Source organism: uncultured Campylobacter sp., from assembly GCF_937959485.1.
In the GTDB taxonomy this organism is placed as follows: domain Bacteria; phylum Campylobacterota; class Campylobacteria; order Campylobacterales; family Campylobacteraceae; genus Campylobacter_B.
In genome coordinates, this window is record NZ_CALGPY010000012.1 from 200,782 (window position 1) to 213,975 (window position 13,194).

The 13,194-nt window shown below is 46.9% G+C and carries 13 protein-coding genes; 5 read left to right on the plus strand and 8 right to left on the minus strand.

Annotated elements, in window-relative coordinates; all coding sequences use genetic code 11:
• Window position 1: 1 nt before the first annotated feature.
• From Q0380_RS08435 to Q0380_RS08450, 4 genes are all read right to left on the minus strand, one after another.
• A complete protein-coding gene (locus tag Q0380_RS08435) occupies window positions 2-565 on the minus strand; it encodes a DedA family protein (RefSeq protein WP_298962612.1) in 564 nt (187 codons plus the stop codon).
• A gap of 477 nt (window positions 566-1,042) precedes the next feature.
• Complete coding sequence (locus Q0380_RS08440) at window positions 1,043-1,624, minus strand: lipid-binding SYLF domain-containing protein (protein WP_298962615.1); 582 nt, start codon at window positions 1,622-1,624, stop codon at window positions 1,043-1,045.
• A 10-nt stretch (window positions 1,625-1,634) separates the two neighbouring features.
• Window positions 1,635-3,188 (minus strand): ribonuclease Y, encoded by a 1,554-nt coding sequence (rny, locus tag Q0380_RS08445; protein ID WP_298962618.1) that lies wholly within the window; start codon window positions 3,186-3,188, stop codon window positions 1,635-1,637.
• Complete coding sequence (locus tag Q0380_RS08450; protein WP_298962620.1) at window positions 3,121-3,738, minus strand: 5-formyltetrahydrofolate cyclo-ligase; 618 nt, start codon at window positions 3,736-3,738, stop codon at window positions 3,121-3,123. Before Q0380_RS08450 ends, rny begins: the two co-directional genes overlap by 68 nt.
• Window positions 3,739-3,819: 81 nt before the next feature.
• Here Q0380_RS08450 and Q0380_RS08455 point away from each other — a divergent pair, with 81 nt between their 5' ends.
• Both Q0380_RS08455 and ftsY read left to right on the plus strand, forming a co-directional pair.
• The gene (locus tag Q0380_RS08455; RefSeq protein ID WP_298962623.1) at window positions 3,820-4,401 is read left to right on the plus strand and encodes a TlpA disulfide reductase family protein; all 582 of its coding nucleotides are present in this window, start codon (window positions 3,820-3,822) and stop codon (window positions 4,399-4,401) included.
• Window positions 4,401-5,264: a signal recognition particle-docking protein FtsY gene (gene ftsY / locus Q0380_RS08460; RefSeq protein WP_298962626.1), complete on the plus strand. Its 864-nt coding sequence runs from the start codon at window positions 4,401-4,403 to the stop codon at window positions 5,262-5,264. The genes Q0380_RS08455 and ftsY overlap by 1 nt, the downstream gene beginning before the upstream one ends.
• A 216-nt stretch (window positions 5,265-5,480) precedes the next feature.
• On the opposite strand, the gene Q0380_RS08465 is transcribed toward ftsY, so the two are convergent.
• The 3 genes from Q0380_RS08465 to brnQ all read right to left on the minus strand — a co-directional run bounded on the left by Q0380_RS08465 (window position 5,481) and on the right by brnQ (window position 8,965).
• Window positions 5,481-5,921 carry a hypothetical protein gene (locus Q0380_RS08465; protein WP_298962628.1) on the minus strand — a complete coding sequence of 147 codons (441 nt, stop codon included), beginning with the start codon at window positions 5,919-5,921 and terminating at the stop codon, window positions 5,481-5,483.
• A gap of 36 nt (window positions 5,922-5,957) precedes the next feature.
• Window positions 5,958-7,445: a hypothetical protein gene (locus tag Q0380_RS08470; RefSeq protein WP_298962631.1), complete on the minus strand. Its 1,488-nt coding sequence runs from the start codon at window positions 7,443-7,445 to the stop codon at window positions 5,958-5,960.
• Between the two features lie 188 nt (window positions 7,446-7,633).
• Window positions 7,634-8,965: a branched-chain amino acid transport system II carrier protein gene (brnQ, locus tag Q0380_RS08475; protein ID WP_298962634.1), complete on the minus strand. Its 1,332-nt coding sequence runs from the start codon at window positions 8,963-8,965 to the stop codon at window positions 7,634-7,636.
• A gap of 210 nt (window positions 8,966-9,175) precedes the next feature.
• Between brnQ and radA the strand changes: the two genes are divergently transcribed.
• From radA to Q0380_RS08490, 3 genes are read left to right on the plus strand one after another with little or no spacing between them, the layout of a single operon-like run.
• A complete protein-coding gene (radA, locus tag Q0380_RS08480; protein ID WP_298962637.1) occupies window positions 9,176-10,525 on the plus strand; it encodes a DNA repair protein RadA in 1,350 nt (449 codons plus the stop codon).
• 9 nt (window positions 10,526-10,534) lie between these two features.
• A complete protein-coding gene (locus Q0380_RS08485; protein WP_298962639.1) occupies window positions 10,535-11,374 on the plus strand; it encodes a hypothetical protein in 840 nt (279 codons plus the stop codon).
• 25 nt (window positions 11,375-11,399) lie between these two features.
• Entirely contained in the window at window positions 11,400-12,143 is a 744-nt protein-coding gene (locus tag Q0380_RS08490) for a hypothetical protein (RefSeq protein WP_298962642.1), read from the plus strand.
• A 233-nt stretch (window positions 12,144-12,376) separates the two neighbouring features.
• Here Q0380_RS08490 and Q0380_RS08495 read toward each other — a convergent pair whose 3' ends face one another.
• Window positions 12,377-13,183 carry a transporter substrate-binding domain-containing protein gene (locus tag Q0380_RS08495; protein ID WP_298962645.1) on the minus strand — a complete coding sequence of 269 codons (807 nt, stop codon included), beginning with the start codon at window positions 13,181-13,183 and terminating at the stop codon, window positions 12,377-12,379.
• Between the last annotated feature and the right edge of the window lie 11 nt (window positions 13,184-13,194).

Below are 13,194 nucleotides of genomic sequence, written 5' to 3' on the forward strand. Positions count from 1 at the left end.
GCTAGCCTCTTTTGCGCGTGGCGAAGCGAAAATAGAGCACGATCGCCGCTACTATCGCGCCTAGAGCCAGCGGCGCGATCCACGGCGCGCCCTTGATATGCACATAGAGCTCGCGCACGAAATCACCCGCGTAATAGCTCAGTAGCCCCACCACAAGCGCCCAAATGAGCGAGCTTACGGCATTGATGACGCTAAATTTTAAAAATGAATATTTTGTGATGCCGATCGCGATCGGTACGAGGGTTTTGAGGCCGTAGATAAATTTTTTGATTAAAATTATGCGGTCGCCGTATTTGCGAAACAAAATTTGCGCCAGAGCGAGGTTGCGGCGCTGTTTGCGCAGATAGGGCATGATCTCTTTTTTATTGTAGCGGCTTACTAAAAACAGCCCCGAATCGCCTATGAAGTTCGATATGCAGGCGATTACGATGCATAAGACGATATTGAGCTCGCCGGCCGAGCTTAGCACGCCCGCTGCCGCAAGCGCCAAAAATCCTCCGCCCAGCGAATACAAAAACAGTATCAGATACCCCCACGTATGAAGGTTTGCAAACATCGATTCCATCGAATCCTTTCATTAGATCGTATAAAATTCTATAAATTTGACTAAAGCAGCTTTAAAATTCGGCGCGAAAATTTCACTATAACGTCCCACGACGCCACTTGATTTTGCTGCGACATTAAATTAAAATTCCGAGCAGCTGTCGCGAAATATAAAATTTCGCCGCAAAATATCAAGCGAAATTCTAAAATAAAATTTCTAGCATCAAGTAAAATCTCCGCAAAATTTAGCGTTAAAATTTTGCAATTCTAAATTTAATGACAAAATTTCGACTTCTTTAGAATTCAAAGTAACTCGCGAATTACGCAGGATTTACGCGATATCCTCAAATGCCTCCCACCCCGCGAATCGCAATAAAATTACGCACCTAAGTCTATTATTCTGCAGAAATTACGCGAGCAAAATTCCAAGCCGCTAATAAAACGCCCATAAAGCAAAATTTTTCGCTAAGCTATGCGCCTTAGCACCTTTAGCTAAATTTTACTCATCTGCGCCGATTACTCGCATCAAAAGTGCATAGCCCTCAGTATTTGGATCAAAAGCGCGGTCATTTTTGGTCTCCAGCACCGAACCACCCAGGCTCACTCCCGCAAACAGCCCGCCTTTATTCGTAAAGACGTACATATCTTGATTTAGCACGTCTAACGAGCCAGAATCGGCGCTGTAATTACCTGCAACTGCCGTCGCATCGCCTGAGAGCGTGATTTGGGAATTTCGCATTTTTTGGATTACATCGTCATGCATTACGAAAATGACTAGATAATTATCCTCATAGCCGATCTGAAGTCCTACGCTGGCGCTGCTGATCTCAGCGCCGCTTACGCTATGCGCGCCGTCGTTATTGTAGATGATGATCCCCTCGCCATACATGCCGCCTATGATGAAGCCTAGCTTCTTAACGCTCGGAAAGATCACTATCGCGCGGGCTTGCTGCGCTAGGTATTTGTATTGCGCGTTTGTGCGCATCACCGACGAATAGGCACTCGCGCTATCAATGATGAGCTCATCCTCGGCAAACGCCCCGCTAAAAAGCAAAAATAAAGCTATTATAAATTTTTTCATTTCACACTCCTTATTTGGCTATCTCTACCGCGCGAAGCTCGCGTATGACGTTAACCTTGATCTCACCTGGGAATTGAACCTTGTCTTGGATATCAGAGGCGATCTCTTTAGCGACCAAAACCGCCTCGTCGTCGTTCATAAGCTTGGCGTTTGCGATGACGCGGATCTCGCGACCTGCGTTGATCGCATAGGCTTGTTTGACGCCCGTTTTACTCATCGCGATCGCTTCGATATCACTAACGCGCTTTAGATAGCTCTCTAGCACCTCTCGTCTAGCGCCCGGGCGCGCAGCACTTAGCGCGTCTGCGGCACAGACTGCGGCGCTTTCCACGCTGGTAGCCTCCTCGTGGCCGTGGTGGGCGTAGATAGCGTTTATCACCACCGGATGCTCTTTGTAGCGGCGGCAAACCTCGGCGCCAAGATCTACGTGCGAACCCTCGTACTCGTGAGTTAGCGCCTTACCGATATCGTGAAGCAGGCCCGCCCGCTTGGCTAGCTTTTGATCCCCGCCCGTTTCTGCGGCGATGATGCCTGCAAGATGCGCGACCTCAAGGCTGTGCGCAAGGGCGTTCTGTCCGTAGCTGGCGCGAAATTTAAGCTTGCCGATGAGTTTTAAAATTTCAGGGTGAATTTTGCTAAGGCCTAGATCCATTACGATATTTTCGCCCTCTTCGGCGATGCTAGCTTCAAATTCATCACTTACTTTTTTGTAGATGTCCTCGATGCGCGCAGGCTGAATTCTGCCGTCTTCGATAAGCGTTTCGATGACGCGAACGGCGATAGCGCGACGGTAGAGATTGTGCGAGCTTACGATGATCGCATTCGGGGTATCGTCGATGATGACGTCCACGCCAAGAGTCATCTCAAGCGCCTTTATGTTGCGCCCCTCCTTACCGATGATGCGGCCTTTAAGCTCGTCATTTTTGATATTTACGACGTTGATAAGCCGCTCGGCGGCAAACTCGCCCGCAAAGCGCGACGTAGCCTGCGCCAAAATATAATTCGCCTTTTTTCGCGCCTCTTTTTTGGCTTCCTCTTCATACTTTCGTACTATGTGAGCGATGTCGGTGCGGCTTTGCTCCTCGACCTTTTTAAGCACCTGCGCGCGCGCTTCATCCTGCGTAAAGCCCGCCACGCGCTCCAAAACTTTAAGCGCTTCGGCTAGCTTCTCTTCATAGCTTTTCTTTAAATTTGAGCCCTCTTCGTAGAGGAATTTCGCCTCTTTTTTGGCGCTTTCGAGCTCTTTTTTGCTGTCTTTTAAAATTTCTTGCTCGGTTAGAAGCGCGCGCTCCTTTTTGCCGAGCTCGTCAAATTTAACGTTAAATTCCTTCTGTAGTTTGCTTGATTTGTCGTCGTATTTTTTCTTAGCTTCAAACTCCGCTTCCTGCACCGAAATTTTAGAATTTCGCAAGATGCCCTCGGCTTCAAATTCTATCGCTTTAGCTTTAGCTTTGGCTTGTTCTACGAAGAAATCGTAATTGGCGTTATTGATCTTTCTAGCTACTAAGTATCCTATGCCAGCGCCCACCGCAAGAGCGCACAAGGCGATTAAAATCTCTATCATACTTTCCTCTTTTTAGGTAATTTTGGCTCGGAGTTATGTAAAAATCGCCCTTTACGTCGTGATCAAGCGATAAAATTTCGCTGCAAAAGCAGTCTTTTATACTCACGAACGCGATTGCGGGCTTAAGCTTCAGACCTGAAAAAAACATATCGTAAAATCCTTTCCCATGTCCTATTCTAGCCATTGCGCCATCCACTCCGATAGCTGGAACCACGGCTAGATCGACCTTTTTAAAATACCCGTTTTGCGGAAGCGTCTGTCGCAGCCCAAAGCGCGAAATTTTAAAAGGCTGGCGCAATCTTACCATTTTTAAACTAATATCCACCATAAACGGAACGTAAAATTCGCAGCTTTTTGATAGCTTTTTTCTTAAAATCAAAACGTTCGGCTCGTAGTTCATCGGCAAAAATATCAAAATTTTACGCGCTTTTAAAAATTTTATCAGCCGCTCAAGCCGCCATAAAAGTGCGTAATGCTCGCATCTAGCCGCTCGCGCGGTGTGAGATTTTAAGCGAGATTTGCAAATTTTTCTGAATTCATTCTTTTGCATCGTTTGATCTTTCGAATAAAATATTAACGCTTATTTTAGCTAGTTTTTGTATAATCTTGCGATTAAATTTTAAGGTTTATTATGAAATTTCGTTTTTTTCTAGCGCTTTTTACGGCTTTTTTCTTTCTTGCAGGTTGCGGCAATGATGAGGATAAAAAATCAAGCAATACCCCGACCGAGGCCAACACCACGCAGCCGCAGTCCGAAACCGAAGCCGTAATCCAAGTCGATTATACCGCTCCTTTTACACTTCAGCTTAATAACGGAAAAATTTTAAATATGCAAAAGACGAAGCAAGGCTTTCGTATCGATAATAACTCCACCGTGACGCTATTTGCATTTTTTACGCCGTGGTGCGACGCCTGCGCCGTGCAGGTAAGCGCGCTAAATGCCGCCAAACAAGCCTACTCCGGCAAGCTTGATATCATCGGCGTAATGATCGGTGACGCAAATTTAGACGATGCAAAAACCTATGCAAGCGCGCACGAGGTAAATTACGCGATCGCTTACGGCGAAGGAACGGACTTTTTTACAAAGGCGCTAGGCGGCATAAACGAAGTGCCGTATATGGCGATATACGACGAAAAGGGCAAGTTTAGCGCGCAGTATTTCGGGCTGATGCCGGAAGAAATTTTAATAACCGAATTGGAGAAAATTTTTTGATGTTCGAATTTTTTAAAAAAGGGCTTAGCAAGACCATAGGCGCGATGCGAGGTGCAAAGGGCGAGGATAAAATTTCAAAAGAAATCCTAGAAGAGATGCTGCTTGAAGCCGACGTAGGCTACGAGCTTGTGGAGGAAATTTTAGAAAAACTGCCCGCAAAAAAGCTAGTCGCAAAAGATGATCTCAAGGGCGTTTTGAAGAACTATTTCGATTACGAGATCGCTAAAGCCGCAGATGAGAAGCCGTTCGTAGAGCTCATCATCGGCGTAAACGGCGCGGGCAAGACCACGACGACCGCAAAGCTTGCAAATTTATATAAAAATAGCGGTCAGAGCGTGATTTTAGGCGCATGCGACACCTTTCGCGCGGGCGCAGTCGAGCAGCTGCGCAAATGGGCGCAAATTCTAAATCTACCGATCGTAGCGACCGCGCAGGGGCACGATCCCGCTGCTGTGGCGTTTGACACCGTTAGCTCAGCTAGTGCCAAAAACATCGATCGCGTCCTGATCGACACCGCCGGACGCCTGCAAAATCAGAAAAATTTAGCCGCGGAGTTAGAGAAGATCGTGCGCATCTGCGACCGCGCAAAAAGCGGCGCACCGCACCGAAAGATCATCGTTCTAGACGCCACTCAGGGCAATCACAGCGTCGCGCAAGCCAGAGCGTTCAACGAGATCGTAAGGCTCGACGGCATCATCATCACGAAGCTCGACGGCACGCCCAAAGGCGGCGCACTTTTCGCCATAGCGCGCGAGCTGCGGCTGCCGATACTTTTCGTCGGCGTGGGCGAGCGGATGGAGGATTTGGCGGAATTTAACTCGGATGAGTTCGTAGAAACGCTTGTGGAGGGAATTTACGCCTAGGCTCTGCGTAAATTTACATATTCTCGCCGAACAAGTTCAAATTTTACGCGCCGAAATGCTCGGCAAATTTTGCCGCTCGATTATCTTAGAATTTTACGATTTTCGTTTTATAATTTTACAAAATTCTCGCTCACGCACCGCATAAAAAACGCGCTCACCCGCGTCCGCTCGCACCAAAATACGTAAAATCCCTCCGCCATCAACAAAGCAGCGCGCTTATAAGAATTCCTCAATGATTTCAAGCTGTTTAAATTTCACGGTTATCCTCTGTCCGCTCGCAAAGATAAAATCATACTCGCAAACGCCTTCCCGCTTTAGCGAAAATTGATGAACTATCAGATCGTTGTTTTTAAAGCTCTTATCGTCCGTTTTGAAGCGGACGGCTAGGACGTTTTTGAAAACAAATTTAAAATTTCTATCATGGTAGGGCGATAAAAATTTCATCGTCAGTCTATCTTCGTTTTTTAAAATGCCAAATTTAAATTCAGTCAAAACGGCGTCGTGAAGGGTCTCTTTTGTATTAAACAGATACCTTTTCGGATCCGAGACGAACTGCCTGATAGGCTTTGCTATTTCGTTTTCATTCTTGCGAAGCGACTTAAAATAATCGTCAAAATACCAAACATTGCCCCTTCTTTTTATTTTCGCCGTGATCATCCGTCCGTCCATTTGCGCGTTTTTCTTAAATTTTACTCACGTACACTGCATAAAAAACCCGCTCACCCGCGTCCGCTCGCACCAAAACACATATAAAATCCCGCCGCTGCCGAACATCACCTCGCCTCCTTGCTCGCAGCTTGGAAGCTCGCTGTCAAGCTGCATCAAAAACTCCATCTTTTCGCCGCATATCGGACAGCGCGGCACCAAAGCGCCCTGTATCCACGAAGGCTCGCCGCCGATGCGCGCGAGGTTTTGCCTGCTATTTGACATCCCCCAGTCCTGAGCCGCCCAGCGCGCCGGCGTGGGCGCAAGTACTACTTCGCACTCTTTTATCGGTTCGTCAAAGGCGTATTCGACCTGCGTCCTTTCGCCGATACGTCGTGGCATACCCTGCGCGTCGTGCTCGTAAAAGACTATCTCGCCTTCGTTTATCTCTCTGACGTGCGCGGCGAGGATTAGGCGCGGCAGCGATCGCACGGGCAAGTCACAAGGTAGCGGATCAAGCGTGATGAGATGAAATAGCGGATTTTGCGCATCGCCGTTCGCCTCATCCAAAACCCCGCCTAGCTTATATCCCGCCTCGCCGCCCTCAAACCGCCAGGTCGGATGGTGCTTCGCCAGATGCGGCGCGTAGGGTGCGCCGAAGTAGCCGCGCGGAAAGATTATGTGATACACGCACTGACCGCAGTATCTTTTGAGCATAAATTTCTCGCCGCCAAAGTTTATTTCATCGTTCGGTGCTTTTTGTGATTTATCGGCGCAAGGCTCGTCTGCGTCAAATTTAACCCGCTCAAAGGTAAATCCGACAGCCTCCAGCCAATAGCCAATATATTCAAGCAGGTCGCACGGACGGTCGAAGAAGTCCTCTGCAAGCGCGGACTCGCAGGCAAATTTCACGTTTCGCGGCTCGCGGGTCTGAAGCAGGCAGCTAAAAATTTTTTGCCGCTCATCCCTGCTCGTCTGCGGATCCGCAAGCCTCTCGCGCCAGATTTGTGAGCTCTCGTAACTAAGCCCGCGCCACGGGTACTCCGCGTAATACGCGCTCTCATTCGGCTGCAATTTAAAAAGCTCACCCAGATACTGGTGCAAAAACGGCGCGAACTCGAGACTTGCCATGATGATGACCTCTTCGGCGTTTTTCCAGCGCGAGCTCTTTTCATCTCTGCCGCGTTGCCGTGCATTTTTGCTTGCGCTTTCGTCAGCCCGCGCCGAGCGCGCATTCTCTCCCATCTGTGCCGCGCTTTCGTCCTGTTGGGTTTTGCGCTCCTCTGCTGCCTCCTCGCGCAAAATTTCAACCGCCGTGGCGATCAGAGCTTTAAAATCCTCCTTGCCTACATAGCCCAGAGCGTCCTTTAGCAGCGTGCGGCCGTCCATCCGCCCGCGCAGCAGGCTGTCCGCTAGCGTAAAATACGCCGCCGCATCACCTTGTAGCCGCCAAAACCGCTCGTATAAATCAGGCATACTAAAGCCGTCGCGTTCGAAATCTCGCGCCAGATTTAGCGCCTCGTCTCGTTTATCCATCTTATTTCCTTTTGCGATTTTATTTTGATAATTTTAGCGTAAATTTAGGTTAAAATTTTGAAGGCGACTTATTTTATATGTCAAAATTCCAGTAAAAAATATGTGAGATTAAATTCGGCGACGAATTAAAATTTAAAAGTGTGCCGAGCCCCGTAGAGCCCGGCTAAATTTTAAAATAGCTCTTAAAGTTAAAAGCTATCGTCTCTTTTTTCAAATATCAGATGCAGCACGTAGGTCACGGCAAAGGTCAAGGTGCTAGGCACGATCCAGCCGAGCATCGAGTCGTAAAACGGCATCATCTTCACAAACGACGTCACAAGCGGCACCGAAATCCCCAAAATATCAAGTCCGTTTATGACGCCCTCGACGACGCAAACATAGACGCAGGCGCGGTAAATCAACTTGCTCGAATCGATCCATGGATTAATCAGCGAGAGGATTATCAGCATGATCGAGATCGGATAGATGGCGACGAGCACGGGGATGGAGCCCTTGATGATGGTCGTAAGACCGAAATTTGCAACTCCAAAGCCGATCACGCACCAAGCGATCGCCCAGGTTTTATATTTGATCTTGCCTTTCGTAAGCTCCTCGAAGTATTCGCTAGCCGAGCTTATAAGACCCAGCGTCGTGGTGATGCAGGCTAGGAAAAACGCACTGCCTAGGATCACGACGCCAATTCTTCCGAAATAATGATCGCTTACTCGCGACAGAAGCTCCGCTCCGTTGATATTCGGCGTATCTTTGAAAAGCTCCGCGGAGGTCGCGCCCAGATAGCCCAGCATAAAATATATCGTCATCAGTATGACGCCCGACATCATTCCTGCTTTTATCGTGGAGGTTACAAGGTGCTTCTCGTCGCTTACGCCGGTTGCTTTAATAGCGTTAATTACGATGATTCCGAATGCCAGCGACGCAAGCGCGTCCATCGTCTGATAGCCCTCTACGAAGCCCTTTGCTGCGGCATGATCAACATACTCTCCGCTAGGAGCTACGAAACTTCCGATAGGAAACAAAAATCCCGCGCCGAAAAGTAGCAAAATAAGCGCCAAAAGTATCGGCGTGAGGTATTTTCCGAGCAGATCGACAAGCTTTGAGGGGTTCATGCAGATGTAATAGTTCAGCGCAAAATACGCCGCAGAATAAACAAATAGCCAAATTTGAAGGCTATCTTGCCCGATAAAAGGCTTAATAGCGATGTCAAAAGGCATGTTTGCCGCGCGCGGTATCGCAAAAAGCGGTCCTATCGTAAGATACAAAAGCGCGGTAAAAACGATCGCAAACACCGGATCTATGCGGCGCACTAGGCTCTGAAGCCCCTTTGCGCGTGCGATACCCGCAACGCCGAGCACCGGCAGAAGCACCGCCGTAGCGCAAAAAAACATTATCGCAATATAAAAATTCTGTCCGGAATCCTTGCCTAAGCCCGGCGGAAAAATAAAATTTCCCGCACCGAAAAACATCGCAAACAGCGTAAGCGATATCGTTAAAAACTGGCTTCTACTAAGCTTGCCCTTCATCTTAAACCTTCTTTAAATAAAGTGAAATTTGTATTATAGTTATAAATGTTTAAAACATATTTAAATTTAGCTCAAATTTAGCCGCAAGTCCTCCGTCTCATGATTTTTGATCTCGCAAGCATCGCACGAGGAGGCTAAAATTTTAAAAATTTTAAGTATAATTTCGCGAAATTCAAGGCTAAATTTAGACAAAATGAACGAGGGATAAAGATGGCGAAGATTAAAACTACGATTTTTGAGTGCCAACACTGCGGCAATCAGCAAAGCAGATGGCTCGGCAGATGCCCAGACTGCGGCGCATTTGATAGCTTCGTCGAGCTCAAGCCCGCTCAGATCAAAGCGCTAAAAGAGATCGAGGGCGAGCTTGCCCGCGCCTCGTCCGCAAGTGCCAAAGCGATCAGCGAAATACAGATCGAGCAAATTTCGCGCATCGACACCAAAGATAGCGAGCTAAATTTAGTCCTCGGAGGCGGCGTCGTGGAGGGCTCGCTCGTGCTAATCGGCGGCAGCCCAGGCATCGGAAAATCCACGCTACTGCTTAAGATCGCGGCAAATTTAGCAAGCGGCGGCCGCGCCGTGCTTTACGTAAGCGGCGAAGAGAGCGCCAGCCAGATCAAAATGCGTGCGCAGCGGCTGGGCGCGATAAGCGAGCAGCTGTTTTTGCTCACCGAGATAGATCTAAGCGCCGTGCTTGAAGAGGTGGAGCGCAGGGATTATAAGTTTATCGTCATCGACAGCATCCAGACGCTTTTTAGCGACAAAGCCTCCTCTGCGCCTGGCTCAATCACGCAGGTGCGCGAGATCACATTTGAGCTGATGCGACTTGCCAAAGCGCGCGGGATTTCGATCTTCATCATCGGCCACATCACCAAGGAGGGTTCGATCGCAGGCCCGCGCATATTAGAGCATATGGTGGACGTGGTGCTGTATTTCGAGGGCGATGCAAGCAAGCAGCTTAGAATTTTGCGCGGTTTTAAAAACCGCTTCGGGGCTACGAGCGAGGTGGGGATTTTCGAGATGGGGCCGCACGGGCTCGTAAGCGCAAAGGACGTCGCGAGTAAATTTTTCACGCGCGGCAAGGCGGTAAGCGGCTCAGCGATCACGATCACGATGGAGGGCACGCGCGCGCTCGTCGTGGAGATCCAAGCGCTCGTGTGCGAGAGCGGCTACCCGAAGCGCAGCGCCACGGGCTTTGATAAAAATCGCCTCGATATGCTTCTGGCGCTACTTGATCGCAAGCTTGAGATCGGGCTTGGCGGATACGATGTCTTCGTAAACGTAAGCGGCGGCGTAAAAATCACCGAAACGGCGTGCGATCTCGCCGTCGTCGCGGCGATCGTAAGTAGCTTCAAAAACCGTCCGATCAGTAAAGAGAGCGTCTTCATCGGCGAGGTGAGCCTAAACGGCGAGATCAGAGAGATCTTCAACCTTGATGCGCGCCTGAAAGAAGCCGCGATGCAGAAATTTAAAAACGCGATTGTCCCGATGAAGCCACAAAACGCGCAGGGGCTTAAAATTTTTCACGCCACGGAGATCACGCAAATTTTAGATTGGATGTAAAGGAAGAATATGAATAATATACTTAATTGGCTTTGGGAAGAATATTCTTTGCATATACTTTTTATCTCATTTCTTCTATTAAGTATCAGGTGGATAGCATATCAACAGCGTGATAAAAAATATCCTGCGATAACGTTTGGAATTTTTATAATAATTTATTCTACAGTATTCGCATTTATGACTCAAGATGCCATAAGGGCTCTTTCAGATCATCCTATCTTTGCAAGCATAGTTATGGCATCTACTTGTATACCCGCAATTATACTATGCTCATTGAGTAAATATCTGAAAGGTGTTATATCTATAGCTATAGCTATATTCCTTATAGCATTACCGTTTGCATCTACCAAAAATTTATTAAATTGGATTACTATAGGAATTATGGGATTTGTTCTTCCTGTGATTTTCTTCTTTGCAATAGAATCTTTCGATGAGTTAAAAAAAATATTATTTGGAAAAGAATATAGAAAATGTAACTTGGCGCTTGGAGTATCTATGTTTATTATGGGCATTGAGCTTGCCCTAATAACTCTTTATTTTGGAACACAAAATATAAAAGTAACTACAAAAAATTTTGAACTGCTAGAAAAATTAATTAAGGAATTTCCAGATCTATATTTCGTATTAAGTATTAGCTTTATTTGGACTATAACATCTTGCAATTTTAAAGACAGAGCAGCTGCGGATATTGTAAACAAAACAATATTTAGACTATCGACTATAATAAGCCTATTATTTATAATTCTACATCAAAATCAAGTATCCGATATAATTAAATTTATGACTATCCCATCAGGAATATCATTGATGGCGTTTGAAATTAAAAAATATTTAGAGGATAAAAAATGAAATATACTAAATTTCAGGAACTATTTTGAGCCCAAACGTAATCGTCAAATTCGTCATTTTGTTTTTCATCAGAGCGCAAAGCTTAAACGTTAAATTTAGCAGGCTCGATGCCGTCGTATCGCGCGCTTACGCCAAATATGGGGCGGTGTTTAAGCTCAGCGTGCCGCTACTTGCCGCAGCATCGGTATTTGCGCTGTTTAACCTATACGATTTTGCCAAAGCCAACTACGCACTGACGATCTTTTTGCTTGCTTTGGGCTCGCCTCTGCTTGCGTATGGCTTTTTTAAGGCGATAAAATCAGCGATGACCTTCGCGCTATTTGTGATCCCATTTGCGGCGGTGTTTGCGATCATCGCGGTTACGGGCGCACAGAAGCTTGATAACTCGCTAAATTTCAACATCGTCTTTCCGCTGTTTTTCACCATCGTGTGGTTTGCGATGTCGGTGATCGCCGACGAGGACGTGGCGCAGATCATGAATAAAATCGTATCGAAGCTCTCGACGCTTTTCGTGACGATTTTCATCCTTTACAACTACGAGACGCTTCACGGGATTTTAACCGCGGGCGCGGGAGGGTATCGCGCGGGCAGCGACGAGCTAAACGCGCTTGATCTGGTGTTTATGACGATTAGATTTTTCACGCTGCCTTCGATTTTTACGTTGATGATTTTTGAGATCAAGGATTATCTTTTTATCAGATACGACGCGTTCGTGCAGGCTCAGCAGGAGCGCATGGAGGATTTAAAAAATCCCAAGAGCTCGGAGTAAAATTTTAAAGCTTAGCTCAATCTGATTTTGCGCGCCGTAAATACTCGCAAATACCAAAGATTGCGACCGCTATATGCACGCTGGGCTTCGGCGCGGCAGTGGGACTAATAAAATTTGAAACGAAATTTTAGGACAAAATTTTGAGATGTAATTTTAATGACGCACCGCTTATGCGCGGGTTAGGATTTAAAACCACAAAGCTTCAAATCCCGACCCGCATCAAATTTAAAATTCTAAAAGAAGCTGTATATGTCGTCTAAAAGGAAGTATTTTTTATCGACAGTGCCTTTGTAGAAAGGCTCGAAAGTATCGTTATACGCCTTTTTGAAAAAGCCCTCTTTGCTAAGCGAAATGAGCGCTTGATTAACGGCTTCTGCGAGATCTGCGTTGCCTTTTTGCATCGCGATGCCTAAAAATACGTTCTCGCCAAGACTTTTGATATTAACCTCGACGCTAGGATCTGCGACCGGATAGACCATCACAAATAGATTATCGTCGCATGCGCCGTCGATCTCGCCGCTCTTTAACCGCTTGTAGCAATCGGAGGAATTCTTGCAATACACTAGATTGTAGCCGCCGTCCTTTTGCATAAACGCTTCGCCCGTCGAGCCGCGAATAACGCCTACTTTCTTACCTCGCAGATCGCTCATTTTTTGGATATTGTCACTTTTTCTGGTTAAAACTCCGGAATTTACGGAAAGATATGGCATCGAAAACTCATAATTTTTCTTTCTCTCCTCAGTAACGCTTGCAGCCGCAATAAGCATATCTGCCTGATTATTTTGAATGGACGGAAAGCGCGCTTGCGCCGATACCGGTATGAGCTCGATCCTGCCGCCGGTATCGCCTAAAATTTTGCCTCCGATTGCATTAGCAAGCTCTACGTCAAAGCCCTCAAAGCCGTTATCCGTAACTCTACTAAATGGAGGCTCATTTTCATAAACGGCGATACGAATGACTTTACTCTGCTTTATTTGGCTTAAAGAATTCGCAAGCGCAAAGATGCAAAATAGAAGAATTAAAAACAGCGATTTTTTCATTTTAAACTCCT